This is a genomic window from Streptomyces sp. NPDC054783, from assembly GCF_053611725.1.
In genome coordinates this window covers 1-16,546 of sequence record NZ_JBSHAY010000073.1, presented here as the reverse complement: position 1 = coordinate 16,546, position 16,546 = coordinate 1, and the positions used below count along the sequence as shown (strand labels likewise).

Annotated in this window: 15 protein-coding genes, 1 rRNA gene and 1 riboswitch; of the genes, 12 read left to right on the top strand and 4 right to left on the bottom strand. The window is 69.8% G+C overall.

What is annotated here, in order from left to right; all coding sequences use genetic code 11:
- The 11 genes from rrf to ACWGJ5_RS45810 form a co-directional block, all read left to right on the top strand.
- A 5S ribosomal RNA gene (rrf, locus tag ACWGJ5_RS45860) occupies window positions 1-103 on the top strand; the annotation flags it as partial.
- A 107-nt stretch (window positions 104-210) separates the two neighbouring features.
- Window positions 211-819 carry a CDP-alcohol phosphatidyltransferase family protein gene (locus ACWGJ5_RS45855; protein WP_453315527.1) on the top strand — a complete coding sequence of 203 codons (609 nt, stop codon included), beginning with the start codon at window positions 211-213 and terminating at the stop codon, window positions 817-819.
- Window positions 820-933: 114 nt separating this feature from the next.
- On the top strand, window positions 934-3,429 hold the full coding sequence (locus ACWGJ5_RS45850; RefSeq protein WP_453315526.1) for a sugar phosphate nucleotidyltransferase: 2,496 nt from the start codon (window positions 934-936) through the stop codon (window positions 3,427-3,429).
- A gap of 144 nt (window positions 3,430-3,573) precedes the next feature.
- Window positions 3,574-4,482, top strand: a complete 909-nt coding sequence (locus tag ACWGJ5_RS45845; protein ID WP_453315525.1) for a DUF881 domain-containing protein — start codon at window positions 3,574-3,576, stop codon at window positions 4,480-4,482.
- The gene (locus ACWGJ5_RS45840; protein WP_003988855.1) at window positions 4,479-4,811 is read left to right on the top strand and encodes a small basic family protein; all 333 of its coding nucleotides are present in this window, start codon (window positions 4,479-4,481) and stop codon (window positions 4,809-4,811) included. Before ACWGJ5_RS45845 ends, ACWGJ5_RS45840 begins: the two co-directional genes overlap by 4 nt.
- 5 nt (window positions 4,812-4,816) lie before the next feature.
- A complete protein-coding gene (locus tag ACWGJ5_RS45835) occupies window positions 4,817-5,710 on the top strand; it encodes a DUF881 domain-containing protein (RefSeq protein ID WP_453315524.1) in 894 nt (297 codons plus the stop codon).
- 190 nt (window positions 5,711-5,900) lie between these two features.
- Window positions 5,901-6,728: an FHA domain-containing protein gene (locus ACWGJ5_RS45830; protein WP_453315523.1), complete on the top strand. Its 828-nt coding sequence runs from the start codon at window positions 5,901-5,903 to the stop codon at window positions 6,726-6,728.
- A gap of 43 nt (window positions 6,729-6,771) precedes the next feature.
- Complete coding sequence (gene ftsR / locus ACWGJ5_RS45825) at window positions 6,772-7,512, top strand: transcriptional regulator FtsR (protein WP_453315522.1); 741 nt, start codon at window positions 6,772-6,774, stop codon at window positions 7,510-7,512.
- Between the two features lie 85 nt (window positions 7,513-7,597).
- Complete coding sequence (locus ACWGJ5_RS45820) at window positions 7,598-8,071, top strand: bifunctional nuclease family protein (RefSeq protein ID WP_053666762.1); 474 nt, start codon at window positions 7,598-7,600, stop codon at window positions 8,069-8,071.
- A gap of 228 nt (window positions 8,072-8,299) precedes the next feature.
- A complete protein-coding gene (locus tag ACWGJ5_RS45815) occupies window positions 8,300-8,983 on the top strand; it encodes a MerR family transcriptional regulator (protein ID WP_228616893.1) in 684 nt (227 codons plus the stop codon).
- Window positions 8,984-9,039: 56 nt separating this feature from the next.
- A complete protein-coding gene (locus ACWGJ5_RS45810; RefSeq protein ID WP_453315521.1) occupies window positions 9,040-10,455 on the top strand; it encodes a DNA polymerase IV in 1,416 nt (471 codons plus the stop codon).
- Here ACWGJ5_RS45810 and ACWGJ5_RS45805 read toward each other — a convergent pair.
- A complete protein-coding gene (locus ACWGJ5_RS45805) occupies window positions 10,377-10,748 on the bottom strand; it encodes a PRC-barrel domain-containing protein (protein WP_228616897.1) in 372 nt (123 codons plus the stop codon). The two genes, ACWGJ5_RS45810 and ACWGJ5_RS45805, sit on opposite strands and share 79 nt — an antisense overlap.
- Before the next feature lie 119 nt (window positions 10,749-10,867).
- Window positions 10,868-10,962: riboswitch (glycine riboswitch) on the top strand.
- Between the two features lie 176 nt (window positions 10,963-11,138).
- On the opposite strand from ACWGJ5_RS45805, the gene gcvP reads away from it, so the two are divergent.
- Window positions 11,139-14,024 carry an aminomethyl-transferring glycine dehydrogenase gene (gene gcvP / locus ACWGJ5_RS45800; RefSeq protein ID WP_453315520.1) on the top strand — a complete coding sequence of 962 codons (2,886 nt, stop codon included), beginning with the start codon at window positions 11,139-11,141 and terminating at the stop codon, window positions 14,022-14,024.
- A gap of 52 nt (window positions 14,025-14,076) precedes the next feature.
- On the opposite strand, the gene ACWGJ5_RS45795 is transcribed toward gcvP, so the two are convergent.
- The 3 genes from ACWGJ5_RS45795 to modB form a co-directional block, all read right to left on the bottom strand.
- Window positions 14,077-14,496: a TOBE domain-containing protein gene (locus ACWGJ5_RS45795; RefSeq protein WP_453315519.1), complete on the bottom strand. Its 420-nt coding sequence runs from the start codon at window positions 14,494-14,496 to the stop codon at window positions 14,077-14,079.
- 28 nt (window positions 14,497-14,524) lie between these two features.
- Entirely contained in the window at window positions 14,525-15,748 is a 1,224-nt protein-coding gene (locus tag ACWGJ5_RS45790; protein ID WP_453315518.1) for an ABC transporter ATP-binding protein, read from the bottom strand.
- A partial coding sequence (gene modB, locus ACWGJ5_RS45785; RefSeq protein ID WP_453315517.1) for a molybdate ABC transporter permease subunit occupies window positions 15,745-16,546 on the bottom strand: 802 nt, incomplete at its 5' end. The genes modB and ACWGJ5_RS45790, both read right to left, overlap by 4 nt.

The following is a 16,546-nucleotide window of genomic DNA, read 5'->3' as shown; positions in this document are numbered from 1 at the left end:
CGTGAGGGAAACGCCCGGTTACATTCCGAACCCGGAAGCTAAGCCTCATAGCGCCGATGGTACTGCAGGGGGGACCCTGTGGGAGAGTAGGACACTGCCGAACTCCTTTTACAGCTCCGGCTCTTGGGCACTGCCCAAGAGCCGGAGCTTTTTTGCGTTGAGGTAGGGTCAGGGGGCATCGTTGGCTCGTTTCGCACAGGAGGCCCCCGGGTGGAGGTCCAGGAGACCCGTGTCCAGACTGACCGGGTCCTCACCATCCCCAACATCCTCAGCATGGCACGGCTCGTCGGAGTACCCGTCTTCCTGTGGCTCATCCTCAGGCCCGAGTTCGGGGGTCCCAAGAGCGACGGCTGGGCTCTCCTCGTGCTGGCCTTCAGCGGGATCAGCGACTATCTCGACGGCAAGCTCGCCCGGCGCTGGAATCAGATCAGCAGTCTCGGCCGGCTTCTCGATCCCGCCGCCGACCGGCTCTATGTTCTTTCCACGCTGGTCGGTCTCACCTGGCGGGAGATCCTGCCGCTGTGGCTGACCGGCCTCCTGCTCGCGAGAGAGCTGATGCTTCTGGTGATGGTGGGCATCCTCCGCCGGCACGGGTATCCGCCGCCGCAGGTGAACTTCCTGGGGAAGGCAGCCACCTTCAACTTGATGTACGCCTTCCCGTTGCTGCTCCTTAGCGACGGGAGCACTTGGATCGCGTCACTCGCCGCTGTTTTCGGATGGGCGTTCGCCGGATGGGGTACAACGCTCTACTGGTGGGCAGGAGTGCTCTACGTGGTACAGGTCCGCCGTTTGGTTCGTGCGGACGCCATGGCCGATTGAGCTCGGCGATTGTCCGGACGTTACGCCACGATGGCCCGCGGTGGAAAAGTGCGGGACAATCTGGACGGGTGAAGTCGGCTAGACCGTCGTCTCTTGGAGGAGGACGCTTCCGACATGAAGGCCGTCGTGATGGCCGGGGGCGAAGGCACCCGCCTGCGCCCCATGACCTCTAGCATGCCCAAGCCGCTCCTGCCCGTGGCCAACCGCCCGATCATGGAGCACGTGCTACGGCTGCTCAAAAGGCACGGGCTCACCGAGACCGTTGTCACCGTCCAGTTCCTGGCATCGCTCGTCAAGAACTACTTCGGCGACGGCGAAGAGCTCGGAATGGAGCTCACGTATGCCAATGAGGAGAAGCCACTCGGTACCGCCGGAAGCGTCAAGAACGCCGAAGAGGCGTTGAAGGACGATGCCTTCCTGGTCATCTCCGGCGATGCCCTGACCGACTTCGACCTCACGGAGCTGATCAATTTCCACAAGGAGAAGGGCGCGCTGGTCACGGTCTGTCTGACCCGGGTGCCCAATCCGCTGGAGTTCGGCATCACCATCGTCGACGAGGAAGGCAAGGTCGAGCGTTTCCTGGAGAAGCCGACCTGGGGGCAGGTCTTCTCCGACACGGTCAACACGGGCATCTATGTCATGGAGCCCGAGGTGTTCAACTACGTCGAACCCGATGTTCCGGTCGACTGGTCCGGTGACGTCTTCCCGCAGCTGATGAAGGATGGCAAGCCGATCTACGGCTTTGTCGCCGAAGGCTACTGGGAGGACGTGGGCACCCACGAGAGCTATGTGAAGGCCCAGGCCGACGTTCTCGAGGGCAAGGTCAACGTCGACATCGACGGATTCGAGATCTCTCCCGGGGTGTGGGTGTCGGAAGGCGCCGAGGTGCACTCCGATGCCGTACTGCGGGGGCCGCTGTACATCGGCGACTACGCGAAGGTCGAGGCCGGCGCGGAGATCCGGGAGCACACGGTCGTCGGTTCGAACGTCGTCGTCAAGAGCGGTGCCTTTCTGCACAAGGCCGTCGTGCACGACAACGTGTACGTCGGACAGCACAGCAATCTGCGCGGCTGCGTCGTCGGCAAGAACACCGACATCATGCGTGCGGCGCGGATCGAGGACGGCGCGGTCATCGGTGACGAGTGCCTGATCGGCGAGGAATCGATCGTTCAGGGCAACGTCCGGGTCTACCCGTTCAAGACCATCGAGGCCGGTGCCTTCGTCAACACCTCCGTCATCTGGGAGTCGCGGGGGCAGGCCCATCTGTTCGGCGCCCGCGGTGTGTCCGGCATCCTGAACGTGGAGATCACGCCGGAACTCGCCGTGCGGCTGGCCGGCGCCTATGCCACCACCCTCAAGAAGGGCTCCACGGTCACCACGGCCCGCGACCACTCGCGAGGCGCCCGTGCGCTCAAGCGGGCGGTCATCTCCGCGCTGCAGGCCAGTGCCATCGACGTACGCGACCTGGAGAACGTACCGCTGCCCGTGGCCCGGCAGCAGACCGCGCGCGGCAGCGCCGGCGGCATCATGATCCGGACCTCGCCCGGCGTGCCGGACTCGGTCGACATCATGTTCTTCGACGGCAACGGCGCCGACCTGTCGCAGGGCAGCCAGCGCAAGCTGGACCGGGTGTTCGCGCGGCAGGAGTACCGGCGGGCGTTCCCCGGTGAGATCGGCGACCTGTACTTCCCGGCGAGCGTCTTCGACTCGTACACCGGATCGCTGCTGCGGAACGTCGACACGACCGGGATCGCCGAATCCGGCCTGAAGGTCGTCGTCGACGCCTCCAACGGCAGCTCCGGGCTGGTGCTGCCCAGCCTGCTCGGCAAGCTGGGCGTGGACTCCCTGACCATCAACCCCGGTCTGGACGAGTCACGGCCCACGGAGACGGCCGAGATACGGCGCAAGGGCCTGATGCGGCTCGGCGAGATAGTGGCTTCCTCGGGGGCCGCGTTCGGTGTCCGGTTCGACCCTGTCGGCGAGCGGCTTTCGCTCGTGGACGAGAAGGGCCGGATCATCGAGGACGACCGCGCACTGCTGGTGATGCTGGACCTGGTGGCCGCGGAGCGGCGCAGCGGCCGGGTCGCGCTGCCCGTGACCACGACCCGGATCGCCGAGCAGGTGGCCGCCTACCACGGCACCCAGGTCGAGTGGACCACCACCTCGCCCGACGACCTCACGCGCGTCGGCGGCGAGGAGGGCACCATCTTCGGCGGTGACGGCAAGGGCGGGTTCATCGTCCCCGAGTTCAGCAGCGTCTACGACGGCACGGCGGCCTTCGTGCGGCTGATCGGGCTGGTGGCGCGCACGCAGCTCACGCTGAGCCAGATCGACGCGCGGATCCCGCGGGCGCACGTCCTCAAGCGGGACCTGGCCACGCCGTGGGCCGTGAAGGGTCTGGTCATGCGGCGGGTGGTCGAGGCCGCAGGGGATCGCTTTGTCGACACGACGGATGGTGTGCGGGTCGTGGAGACGGATGGGCGCTGGGTGATGGTGCTGCCCGACCCGGCCGAGGCCGTCACCCATCTGTGGGCCGAGGGACCCGACGACGCCTCGGCTCAGGCCCTGCTGGACGAGTGGTCGGCCGTCGTGGACAGCGCCGGGAGGTAAGGGAACACAGACCGGAACGCAGACCGCCGGACGGCAGAATCCACGCACGCGCGCGTGCCGGACAAGTGTCCCCCGAGGGGGTCTGTCCGGCACGCCGGTGGGGCCATTCGGAGGTACTCCTCGCGACATGCGACGATGTGCGGCATGCCGCAGCAACCCCCCGTTCGGAGCAGCCCCACGCGGCCGCAGCGTCCGGACGCCTCCATGTCGTTGATCACCAACGTCATGGATCACAGCCTCGACGACGGGTATGCAGAGGCCGCCGCCCGCAGGACGTCCCAGGGCGAGGGCGGCCTGCCCAGGACCCTGCGGGCGAAGCTCGGCCTCGCGGCCGGTCTCGTGCTCGCGGCGCTGGTCGTGACCGTCGGGGCGGCGCAGACGCGGGCGGCGGCACCGGTGGTCGCCAAGGAGCGGCAGGAGCTGATCGACCGCATCGACGGCGAGACCGCGAACGCGGACAAGCTGGAGGGCACGGTCGACAAGCTCCGGGACGACGTCAGCGCGCGCCAGCGGGCGGCGCTGAAGTCGAGCGGCGGCAGCGCACAGGCCGACCTGGCGGGCGTGCTGTCGGGGGCCACGGCGGTCCACGGTCCGGGTGTCGAGGTCGTGGTGAACGACGCCAAGGAGGCCAGCACCGGCGGTGACGGCACCAACCCGCGGGAGACCTCCGGGTTCTCCGACACCGGCCGGGTGCGCGACCGGGACATGCAGCGCGTGGTGAACGGGCTGTGGGAGTCCGGCGCCGAGGCCGTCTCCATCAACGGGCAGCGGCTGACCGCCCTGTCCGCGATCAGGGCGGCGGGAGACGCGATACTGGTCGACAACAGACCGCTGGTGCCGCCGTACACGGTGCTGGCGGTGGGGGACGGGGAACGGTTGAACACCGATTTCCGCAACAGCGCGGACGGCCTGTATCTGCACGCCCTGGAGCAGAACTTCGGCATCCGCGCCACCATCTCCACAGCGGGCGACCTGCGGTTGCCCGCCGCACCGAGTGTGATCGTACGCACAGCACAGCCGAGCACCGAGAAGACTGAGAAGGGCACATCGTGATCGCCGTACTGGGCCTCGTCGTGGGAGTCGTGGCCGGCCTGTTGGTCCGGCCCGAGGTTCCGGCGGTCGTCGAGCCTTATCTGCCGATCGCCGTCGTCGCGGCGCTGGACGCCGTGTTCGGCGGTCTGCGGGCCATGCTCGACGGGATCTTCGACGACAAGGTCTTCGTCGTGTCGTTCCTGTCGAACGTGGTCGTCGCCGCGTTGATCGTGTTCCTCGGCGACAAGTTGGGCGTGGGCGCGCAGCTGTCCACGGGCGTCGTGGTCGTCCTCGGCATCCGGATCTTCTCCAACGCCGCGGCGATCCGGCGGCACGTGTTCCGGGCGTGACACCGATGAGCGAGCAGAACGAGCGGAACGAGCAGCCGGGCACCCCGCAGAAGCCGGACAAGCCGGAGAACAGGCTGCGCAAGGAACTGCCCGAGGAGGTGCCCGCGCGGGCACCGGAGCCGGCGCCGGAGCAGCAGGAGCGGCCTGAGCAGCCGGAGCAGCAGGCGGAAGCGCCGCTGACCGGTCGGCAGCGGCTGGTGAAGGGGCTGTGGCCGCCGCGGGTGACCCGGGCCCAACTCATCGTCGCCCTGCTGCTGTTCGGCCTCGGCTTCGGCCTGGCGGTGCAGGTGGCGTCCAACAGCGACAGCGACAGCGCGCTGCGCGGCGCACGCCAGGAGGATCTTGTTCGCATCCTCGATGAACTGGATTCGCGTACGCAGCGTCTTGAGGACGAGAAGCAGGGACTCGAAAAGCAGCGCCAGGAACTGCAGAGCAGCTCCGACCAGGCGGCGGAGGCCCGCAAGCAGACGGCCGAGAAGGAGAGGCAACTCGGCATTCTGGCGGGCACCGTGGCGGCGCAGGGTCCCGGCATCACGATGACGATCGAGGACACGAAGGGGACGGTCAAGGCGGACATGCTGCTCGACGCGATCCAGGAGCTGCGCGCGGCCGGTGCGGAGGCGATCCAGGTGAACGGGGTCCGGGTGGTCGCGGGCACCTACTTCACGGACTCCGGCAACGGCGTCGGCGTCGACGGGAACAAGATCAACGCCCCCTATCGTTTCAAGGTCATCGGCAAGCCGCAGGACCTGGAGCCGGCGCTGAACATCCCCGGGGGTGTGGTGCAGACACTGGAGAAGGAGCAGGCCACGGTGACGGTCCAGCAGTCGGACAAGATCGTCGTGGACGCCTTGCGGCAGGCGAAGCGGCCTGACTACGCTCGGTCGTCCTCCCAGTGAACCGGTGGTGCATGGGGGACGTCAGGCAGGGGCATGAGGTTGCGGGGGGTCGGCGCACCGAAGGGGTGGTGCGTGGTGGAAACTGTCTGGTGGATACGGACGTTGTGAGAATGTCCGGCTCGGCCGGTGTAGGCAATCAGGGTTCGTCCTGCCCCACGGGCGGGTCTGTTTCGGTCAAGGGGAATCGCCCGTGAAGTTGTTTGCGAAGTTGTTCCGCAAGAGCGCGCGAGAGGGCAGCGACAACGCGACCGCTCGTCACCGCGCACAGCCTGACGCGGAGGGCCAGCGCCCGCTGTTCAGGGACCAGGTCGCTGGTCCGGGCGGTGACATTTCCGGAGGTCAGGGCGGGGCGTCGGTTGACCCTGCCCAGTCCGGCGGCATAGGTTTCGGCCAACCGTCAACCTCAGCTGCGGGTGGAGGGTTCGCCCCCGGTCCGTACGCTTCCAACGCCCCGGCGGGGCAGCCGCAGGAGGATCCGTCCATGTCGGTCCTGGTGTGTACGAGGTGCGGTAACCGCAACGCGGAGAACGCCCGCTTCTGTTCGAACTGTGGCGCGCCGCTGCGTCCCGGAGTGGCGCCGGAGCGTGCCTCCGAGACGACGTCCACGATCTCGATCTCCGGTCTCGAGGCCTACGACGCCGAGGTCACCGGCCAGACGCAGATGCCGATGCTGTCGCCCGAGGCGCAGGCCGCGGTGGACGCGCTGCCGATGGGCTCCGCGCTGCTGGTGGTGCGCCGGGGGCCGAACTCGGGCAGCCGCTTCCTGCTGGACAGCGACCTGACCACGGCCGGCCGTCACCCACAGAGCGACATCTTCCTGGACGACGTCACGGTCTCACGCCGGCACGTGGAGTTCCGGCGCTCCGCGGACGGCTCGTTCACCGTGGCCGACGTGGGCAGTCTCAACGGCACGTACGTCAACCGTGAGCGGATCGACCAGGTCGCTCTGTCGAACGGTGACGAGGTGCAGATCGGCAAGTACCGGTTGGTGTTCTACGCGAGCCGGCAGGGCATCTGACCCGCCCCCGGACCGGCGTCCGGGGGGACCCCAGGGAAGGTCCATGCTTCAAACACCGAGCGGCGGTGCCGGAAGCGGTACCGCCGCCAGGGACAGTCGGCTGATGAGCATCGGCACGGTGCTGACCGTGCTGCGCGACGAATTCCCCGAAGTCACCATCTCCAAGATCCGTTTCCTGGAGGCGGAGGGGCTCATCGAGCCGCAGCGGACCCCCTCGGGGTACCGCAAGTTCAGCGCCGGGGATGTCGAGCGCCTGGCGCATGTGCTGAGGATGCAGCGGGACCACTATCTGCCGCTCAAGGTGATCCGCGAGCACCTCGACGCCATGGAGCGGGGCGAGGCGGTCCAGCTGCCCGTCGTGGGCCGTCAGCGCACCGCCGAGGACGTTCCGGGGCCGGTGGTCGCGGTGCCCACGGTGGCCCGGGTCGGCAGGGCCGAGCTGCTGGCCGCTGCGGAGATCGACGAGGGCGTCCTGAAGGAGTGGGAGTCGTACGGGCTCATCGCTCCCCTGGAGGACGGGGCGTACGACGCCGAGGCGGTCACCGTGGCCGCGCTCGTCGCCGAACTGGGCCGTTTCGGGATCGAGCCACGCCACCTTCGGGTGATGAAGGCGGCCGCCGACCGCGAGGCCGGACTGGTCGACCAGGTGGTGGCCCCGCTCAAACGCCACCGCAACCCGCAGACCAGGGCCCATGCCGAGGCCCGTACGAAGGAGCTGGCCGCGCTCACGGTCAAGCTGCACGCGGCACTGGTGAAGACCGCTCTCGGGGTGCGGCTGCCGTGAACGCCGGGGGCCGCGGGCGGCCGGATCGGGCACCTGTTCCCGGCCCGACTACCCAAACGTCCCGGGCACGGCCTAGGGTTGCTGTGTGAACGAGCTCGATGTCGTAGGTGTCCGGGTCGAAATGCCCTCCAACCAACCGATCGTGCTCCTGCGCGAAGTGGGAGGCGACCGTTACCTCCCCATCTGGATCGGGCCGGGGGAGGCGACGGCGATCGCCTTCGCCCAGCAGGGCATGGCCCCCGCCAGGCCGCTGACGCACGACCTGTTCAAGGACGTGCTGGAGGCCGTCGGCCAGGAGCTGACCGAAGTACGCATCACCGATCTGCGCGAAGGTGTCTTCTACGCGGAGCTGGTCTTCGCCAGTGGCGTCGAGGTCAGCGCCCGTCCCTCCGACGCCATAGCGCTGGCCCTGCGCACCGGAACGCCGATCTACGGCAGTGACGCGGTGCTGGACGACGCCGGCATCGCCATTCCGGACGAGCAGGAGGACGAGGTGGAGAAGTTCCGCGAGTTCCTCGACCAGATCTCGCCCGAGGACTTCGGCACCAGCAGCCAGTGAAGGCGGACGCCCGGTAGGCTTCGCAGCCCGGTGCTCGGGCATGTGCCACCGGCCAATGAGAGCGTCCTACGGCCTCCCCCCGAAGCATTCGGCTAGCCTTTCCCCGCGGTGGGGCACGGGAAACCACTCCTAGGGTGATTATCACTCGGCGTGCCGAGTGTGGCGATCGTTGACGCACCCCTGGTGACTGCCTACCGTCGTGAAGGCAGGTCAAGGACGGAGGTCGGCGTGAGAACCAGCGGCGACGGTACGGCTGGGGGTGCCCCCGGACGCGGGTTCGGGGAGAGCGGTCCGTACCCTCCCCCGGGCTCTCAGCTGCGTTCGAACAGGGGGTACCCCCAACCGAGCAGCGCGGTCGATCACGCTCCGCAGCGGCCGACGGTGGTGCCGAACGGCGGAGGGGCGGCGTCCATGGCATCGGAACAGATCGGTTATCGCGGGCCGACGGCCTGCGCGGCTGCCGGCATCACCTACCGGCAGCTGGACTACTGGGCGCGCACCGGCCTGGTCGAGCCGAGTGTGCGGCCCGCGTACGGGTCGGGCACGCAGCGGCTGTACAGCTTTCGTGACGTCGTCGTCCTGAAGATCGTCAAGCGGTTCCTGGACACCGGGGTTTCGCTGCAGAACATCCGCACGGCCGTGCAGCACCTCAGGGAACGCGGTTTCCGCGACCTGGAGCGGTTGACCCTGATGAGCGATGGCGCCACGGTCTACGAATGCACCTCGCCGGACGAGGTCCACGCCCTGCTCCAGGGCGGTCAGGGCATCTTCGGGATCGCCGTCGGCGTGGTGTGGCGGGACGTGGAAAGCGCGCTCTCCCAGCTGCACGGCGAGCGCATCGACACCGGCGAGACCCTCGTCGGGCACAACCCCGCGGACGAGCTGGCGCGGCGCCGCAACCGGGCGGTCTGACACCGGTCCCGCTCCGCGGCGGGGCATTGTCAGTGCCGTGGTGCAGCATCGGAGGTGTGAGAAACGCGCCCACGATCCTGCATCTCGACATGGATGCCTTCTACGCCTCGGTGGAGCAGGCATCCAAGCCGAGTCTGCGCGGGAAGGCCGTGGTCGTGGGCGGGCTCGGACCGCGCGGGGTGGTGGCCACCGCGTCGTACGAGGCACGGGTCTTCGGGGTGCACTCGGCGATGCCCATGGCCCAGGCGCGTCGGCTGGCACCCAACGCCGCGTATCTGGTGCCGCGCTTCACCGTGTACCGGGCGATCAGCGAGCAGGTGATGGCGCTGCTGCGGGAGCTGTCGCCGCTGGTGGAGCCGCTCAGCCTGGACGAGGCGTTCGTGGACCTGGAGGCCGGCGGGACGGCCCGGGACGAGGAATCGGCGCGGCGGGCCGGAATCGAGCTGCGCGCGGACATACGGGCGGTCACCGGGCTGACGGGATCGGTGGGGCTCGCCGCCTCCAAGATGCTCGCCAAGATCGCCTCGGAGCAGGCGAAGCCGGACGGCCTGGTGCTCATCGAGCCGGGGTCCGAGCGGGCGCTGCTGGGGCCGATGCCGGTGCGGACCCTGCCGGGGGTCGGGCCGGCCACCGGGGACCATCTGCGCCGGGCGGGTATCACGACGGTCGGGGAACTGGCCGAAGCGGGCGAGGACGAGCTGGTCCGGCTGCTCGGCAAGGCGCACGGGCACGCGCTCCACGCCATGGCCCTGGCCCATGACGAGCGGCCCGTGGTGGCCGAGCGTGAGGCGAAGTCGGTGTCGGTGGAGGACACCTACGACGTGGACATCCACGACCGGCTGCGGATCGGTCTGGAGGTGCAGCGGCTCGCCGACCGGTGCGTGGGACGGCTGCGCGGGGCCGGGCTGTCGGGGCGGACGATCGTACTGAAGGTGCGCAGGTACGACTTCTCGACCCTGACCCGCTCCGAGACGCTCAGAGGGCCCACGGACGATCCGGCGGTCGTGCGCGAGGCGGCCGCGCGGCTGCTGGACTCCGTGGACACCACGGGTGGGGTACGGCTGCTGGGCGTGGGCGTCTCCGGGCTCGCCGACTACACCCAGGAGGACCTGTTCGCGCAGGCCATGCCCGTGCGGGCGGCGGAGACGCCGGAGGAGGCCGGGGCCGAGGTCGTCGTGGAGCAGCCCGAGCCGGTCGAGAGGCACTGGCGCGCGGGACAGGACGTAAGACATGCGGAGTACGGACACGGGTGGGTGCAGGGGAGTGGGCTGGGGCGGGTCACCGTGCGGTTCGAGACGCCGCAGTCCCCTCCTGGGAGGGTGCGGACGTTCTTTGTCGGTGATCCTGCGCTGGAGTCGGCCGATCCGTTGCCGTTGGTTGCGGAGGCCTCCGATCAGGTTTCCTCCGACCCCGCCAGCTTGCCGAAGTCGTGGTCCGGGGCCGAGGGGCGTGAGGCCACGTCCAGGCCGTAGTGGTGGTAGAGCTGGAGTTCCTGTTCGGGTGACAGATGACGGCCCACACCGAAGTCCGGGGCGTCCTTGATCAGGGCGCGGTCGAAGGGGACGTGGAGGGAGCCCTCGATCAGTTCGCTCGGCTCCAGAGGGACGAAGGCGTCGCGGGAGAACAGGCCGGTGCGTATGGCCGCCCACTCGGGCACGCCGGTCGCGTCGTCGAGGTACACCTCGTCGATGGTCCCGATCTTGGTGCCGGTGCGGTCGAACGCCTTGCGGCCGATCAGGTTGCGCGGATCGATGTCGGTCTGCACGGTCCCTCTCCCTCCACGTGGTCGCAATACATCCGTAAGCACTACGAAAGAGCACATTCAGGGAGGTGGCCACTCGAGGGCTCGGGCGTTGACCCCGCTGGTAGGCTGACAGCGGCTGCTGACCCCGTGCGGGAGAGTCCTCCGACCACTTCGGAGGCGCCGAAGGAGCAAATCCTCCCCGGAATCTCTCAGGCTCACGTACCGCACGGACGAGGTCACTCTGGAAAGCAGAGCGGGTGTCGACGGCTTCCGCTCTCACCGACGGTGAAAGCCGGCGTCCCGCAGGGCGTCCGGTGAAGCTCTCAGGTTGAGATGACAGAGGGGGAGGCCGTCGGGGCACCCACGCCGTGGTGCCCTTCGAAGGTCGCGTCAGACCAGGAGGCCTCCGCAATGACCGCCCATCGTATTCCGCTCTCGGAGCTCGAAGCGGGCATCCCGTTCGAGCAGCGCCACATCGGGCCCGACCAGGAGGCGCGGGCCAAGATGCTCGCGCAGGTCGGCTACGGATCGCTGGACGAGCTGACCGCCGCGGCGGTCCCGGACGTGATCAAGAACGCCGACGCCCTCGACCTGCCGGGCGCCCGCACCGAGGCGGAGGTGCTCGCCGAGCTGCGCTCGCTCGCCGACCGCAACCAGGTCCTCGACTCCATGATCGGGCTCGGGTACTACGGCACCTTCACCCCGCCCGTCATCCTGCGCAACGTCATGGAGAACCCGGCCTGGTACACGGCCTACACCCCGTACCAGCCGGAGATCTCCCAGGGCCGCCTGGAGGCCCTGCTGAACTTCCAGACGACGGTCGCCGAGCTCACCGGGCTGCCCACCTCCGGCGCCTCCCTGCTGGACGAGGGCACCGCGGCCGCCGAGGCGATGGCGCTGTCCCGGCGCATGGGCAAGAACAAGAAGGGCCTGTTCCTGGTCGACGCGGACGTGCTGCCGCAGACGATCGCCGTCATCGAGACCCGCGCCGAGCCGACCGGTGCCGAGGTGGTCGTCGCCGACCTCAGCGACGGCATTCCCGCCGACATAGCCGCGCGTGAGATCAACGGCGTGCTGATCCAGTACCCGGGCGCCTCCGGTGCCGTACGCGACATCAAGCCGGTCATCGACCAGGCGCACCAGCTCGGCGCGCTCGTCACCGTCGCCGCCGACCTGCTCGCCCTGACCCTGCTGACCTCGCCGGGAGAGCTCGGCGCGGACATCGCAGTCGGCACCACCCAGCGCTTCGGTGTGCCGATGGGCTTCGGTGGCCCGCACGCCGGATACATGGCGGTGCACGAGAAGTTCGCGCGCAGCCTGCCCGGCCGGCTCGTGGGCGTCTCCGTCGACGCGGACGGCAACAAGGCCTACCGGCTCGCGCTGCAGACCCGTGAGCAGCACATCCGCCGGGAGAAGGCCACCAGCAACATCTGCACCGCGCAGGTGCTGCTCGCCGTGATGGCCGGCATGTACGCCGTCTACCACGGCCCCGAGGGCCTGCAGACCATCGCCCGGCGCACGCACCGCTACGCCACCATCCTCGCCGAGGGCCTGAAGGCCGGCGGTGTCGAGATCGTCCACGGCGCCTACTTCGACACCCTCACCGCGCGCGTACCCGGCAAGGCCGCCGAGGTCGTCGCCGCAGCCCGGGAGAACGGGGTCAACCTCCACCTGGTCGACGCCGACCACGTCTCCGTGGCCTGCGACGAGACCACCGGGCGGGCCCAGCTGGAGGCGGTCTGGTCCGCCTTCGGTGTCAAGGGCGACGTCGAGGCACTGGACGCCACGGCCGAGGACACCCTGCCCGAGGCGCTGCAGCGCACCGACGTCTACCTGACCCACCCGGTCTTCCACCAGCACCGCTCCGAGACGGCGATGCTGCGTTACCTGCGCAAGCTCGCCGACCGCGACTACGCGCTCGACCGCGGCATGATCCCGCTGGGCTCCTGCACCATGAAGCTCAACGCGACCACCGAGATGGAGCCGGTCACCTGGCCCGAGTTCGGCCAGCTGCACCCCTTCGCCCCCGCCGAGCAGGCCGAGGGCTACCTCACGCTCATCCGCGAGCTGGAGGAACGTCTCGCCGAGGTCACCGGCTACGACAAGGTCTCCCTGCAGCCGAACGCCGGCTCCCAGGGCGAGCTGGCCGGTCTGCTCGCCGTCCGCGGCTACCACCGAGCCAACGGCGACGAGCAGCGCACCGTCTGCCTGATCCCGTCCTCCGCGCACGGCACCAACGCGGCCAGCGCCGTGATGGCCGGAATGAAGGTCGTCGTCGTCAAGACCGCCGAGGACGGCGAGATCGACGTCGAGGACCTGCGCGCCAAGATCGAGCAGTACCGCGACGAGCTGGCGGTGCTGATGATCACCTACCCTTCCACGCACGGCGTGTTCGAGGAGCACGTCGCCGACATCTGCGCCCAGGTCCACGAGGCCGGCGGCCAGGTGTACGTCGACGGCGCGAACCTGAACGCCCTGGTCGGCCTGGCCAAGCCGGGCCACTTCGGCGGCGACGTCTCGCACCTGAACCTGCACAAGACCTTCTGCATCCCGCACGGTGGCGGCGGCCCCGGCGTCGGTCCGGTCGCGGTCCGCTCGCACCTGGCGCCGTACCTGCCGAACCACCCGATGCAGCCGGCCGCCGGCCCGGAGACGGGAGTCGGCCCGATCTCGGCCGCTCCCTGGGGTTCCGCGGGCATCCTGCCCATCTCCTGGGCTTACGTCCGCCTCATGGGCGGCGAGGGCCTGAAGCGGGCCACTCAGGTGGCCGTGCTCTCCGCGAACTACATCGCCAAGCGCCTGGAGCCGCACTACCCGGTGCTCTACACCGGCCCCGGCAACCTGGTCGCGCACGAGTGCATCATCGACCTTCGCCCGCTGACCAAGGCGACCGGCGTCAGCGTGGACGACGTGGCCAAGCGGCTCATCGACTACGGCTTCCACGCGCCGACCATGTCCTTCCCGGTGGCCGGCACGCTGATGATCGAGCCGACCGAGTCGGAGGACCTCACCGAGCTGGACCGGTTCTGCGACGCGATGATCGCCATCCGCGCGGAGATCGAGAAGGTCGGCGCCGGTGAGTGGCCGGCGGAGGACAACCCGCTGCAGGGCGCCCCCCACACCTCCGCCGCGCTCGGCGGTGAGTGGACACACGCCTACAGCCGCGAGGAGGCCGTCTTCCCGGCCGGTGTCTCGGCCGCCGACAAGTACTGGCCGCCGGTGCGCCGTATCGACCAGGCCTTCGGCGACCGCAACCTGGTGTGCTCCTGCCCGCCACTGGACGCGTACGAGGACTGATCAGGTGGTGCCGCAGGGCCCCGTCCGGTTTCCGGGCGGGGCCCTCGGCGTGTCATGCCGTCGCCAGGGACACCTCGGTCGCCTTGATCAGAGCGATGACGTCGGAGCCTACGAAGAGGCCCAGGTCGGCGACCGCGTCCTTGGTGATCGCCGCGGTCAGTTCACCGCCGTCGACGGAGATCTTCACGGAGGCCATGACGGCGCCGGTGGTCAGGCCGACGACCGCGCCGGGGAGTTGGTTGCGGATCGACAGGCCCTCCACCCGATGGGTGGCCAGGGAGACCTCGGTCGACTTCACCAGCGCGCGGACGGGCGAGCCGGGGGTGAGGGAGAGGTCCTCGGCGGACTCCTTGGTGATGGCGGCCATGAGGTGCTGGCCGCCGTCCAGACGGAGTTTTACGGTGGCCATGGCCTCGCCCGACTGGACCTCGGTGACGGTGCCGGGGAGCTGGTTGCGGATGCTCAGGGTCATGGGCACTCACGGTAGAGCGCCCGTCCGGTCAGGCCGGGTATGCGTGCGTCTGCGTCGCTTTGACCGTCGCCCAGACAGCGGCGCCCGGATGCAGGTCGAGCTCGGCTGCGGCGACCGTGGTGAGGTCGGCGGCGAGGGGGAGCTCGCCGGTGAGGTCGGCACGGATCTGGTCGCCGTGCGTCTCCAGGCCGGCCACCTCGCAGCTCCAGAGGTTACGGGCGCTGGCGCCGGTGGGCCGGTCCCGGAACAGGGTGACGGCGGACGGCGGGAACGCCACGAAGGCCGGACCTGACAGCACCTCGGTGGTCGTGATCGCCGGGCCCGCCTCGAGTCGTACCGTGTGTCCGCCCGCCTGGCCGCGGTAGAGGTTGAGGCCGACGAGCTGGGCGATGTAGTCGGTGCGCGGATGGCGAGCGATGTCGGCGGGGCCGCCCTCCTGGACGATTTGGCCGTGCTCGATGACGACCAGCCGGTCCGCGAGCACCATGGCGTCCAGCGGGTCGTGCGTGACCAGGACGGCGACCGCCTCGAACTCGGCCAGGTGGCGGCGCAGTTGGGCGCGGATCTCCAGGCGGGTACGGGCGTCCAGGGCGGCCAGCGGCTCGTCCAGGAGCAGCAGCCTCGGACGGGTGGCCAGGGCGCGGGCGAGAGCCACGCGCTGGGCCTGCCCGCCGGACAGGCGGCGCGGCTTTGCGCCCGCGTGGGCGGCGAGGCCCATGCGGTCCAGCCACGTGGCGGCCTGGGCCCGGGCCTCGGCCTTGGACGCGCCCTGGCAGCGGGGGCCGAAGGCGACGTTGTCCAGGGCGGAGAGGTGGGGGAAGAGCAGGTAGTCCTGGAAGACGACGCCCACCGGGCGGGACTCCGGGGCAGTGTGCTCCAGCGAGGCGCCGTCCAGGCGGAGGTGGCCGTCGGTGAGAGGGGTGAGGCCGGCGAGGGCGCGCAGGGCGGTGGTCTTGCCGGCGCCGTTGGGCCCCAGGAGGGCGAGGACGTCTCCGGGGGCGGCGGTGAGGCTTATGTCCAGGCGGAATGTGGAGCGGTCGATGACGAGGTGGGCGTCCAGGCCGTCCGTGTTGGGGTGCGGGTGCGGGTGCGGGCGCGGATGCTTGGTGGGGTGCCGGCCTTCGGCCGGCTTCGGGTGCCGACCCGCACCACCCGTGCAGCAGCTCTCGTCGTCGGGTGCGGGTGGCCCCTGCGGGGGCTGAGCGCCGTCGGCGGCTGCGGGTTGTCCCTTGGTGGGGCGGGTGTTCGTCATGATGTCGTCATCCAACGGTCCCGCAACCCCGCCAGCACCGCGATCGACACCGCCAGCAGGACCAGGCTGAGGGAGATCGCGGCGTCGGGGTCGTTCTGGAGGGCCAGGTAGACCGCGAGCGGCATGGTCTGGGTGCGGCCGGGGAAATTGCCCGCGAAGGTGATCGTCGCGCCGAACTCGCCGAGCGCACGCGCCCACGCGAGAACCGCGCCCGCCGCGATGCCGGGCGCGATCAGCGGCAGGGTGACCCGGCGGAACGCGGTGAAGCGGGACGCGCCCAGCGTGGTCGCCGCTTCCTCGAAGCGCGGGTCGGCCGCGCGCAGGGTGCCCTCGACGCTGATGACCAGGAACGGCATCGCGACGAACGCCTCCGCGATCACGACCCCGGCGGTGGTGAACGGCAGCGTGATCCCGAACCAGGCGTCCAGCCCCTTGCCGATCACGCCGTTGCGGCCGAGGGCCAGCAACAGCGCCACACCGCCGACCACCGGCGGCAGCACGAGCGGCAGCGTCACCAGCGCCCGTACGAGGCCCCGGCCGGGGAACTCCGTACGGGCCAGCAGCCAGGCCAGCGGCACGCCCAGCACCAGGCTCACCGCCGTCGCCGCCGTGGCGCTGACCAGCGACAGCTGGAGCGCCTGCCACACCTCGGTGCTGGACAACTGGTCCGGCAGGCTGCGCCAGGGCGCGCGGATGATCAGCGCGACCAGCGGCAGCAGCAGGAACGCCAGCGCCAGCAGGCCCGGCAGCAGCAGCGGCAACGGCACCCCGCGTCGGCCCCCCGTGCCGACGCGGCGG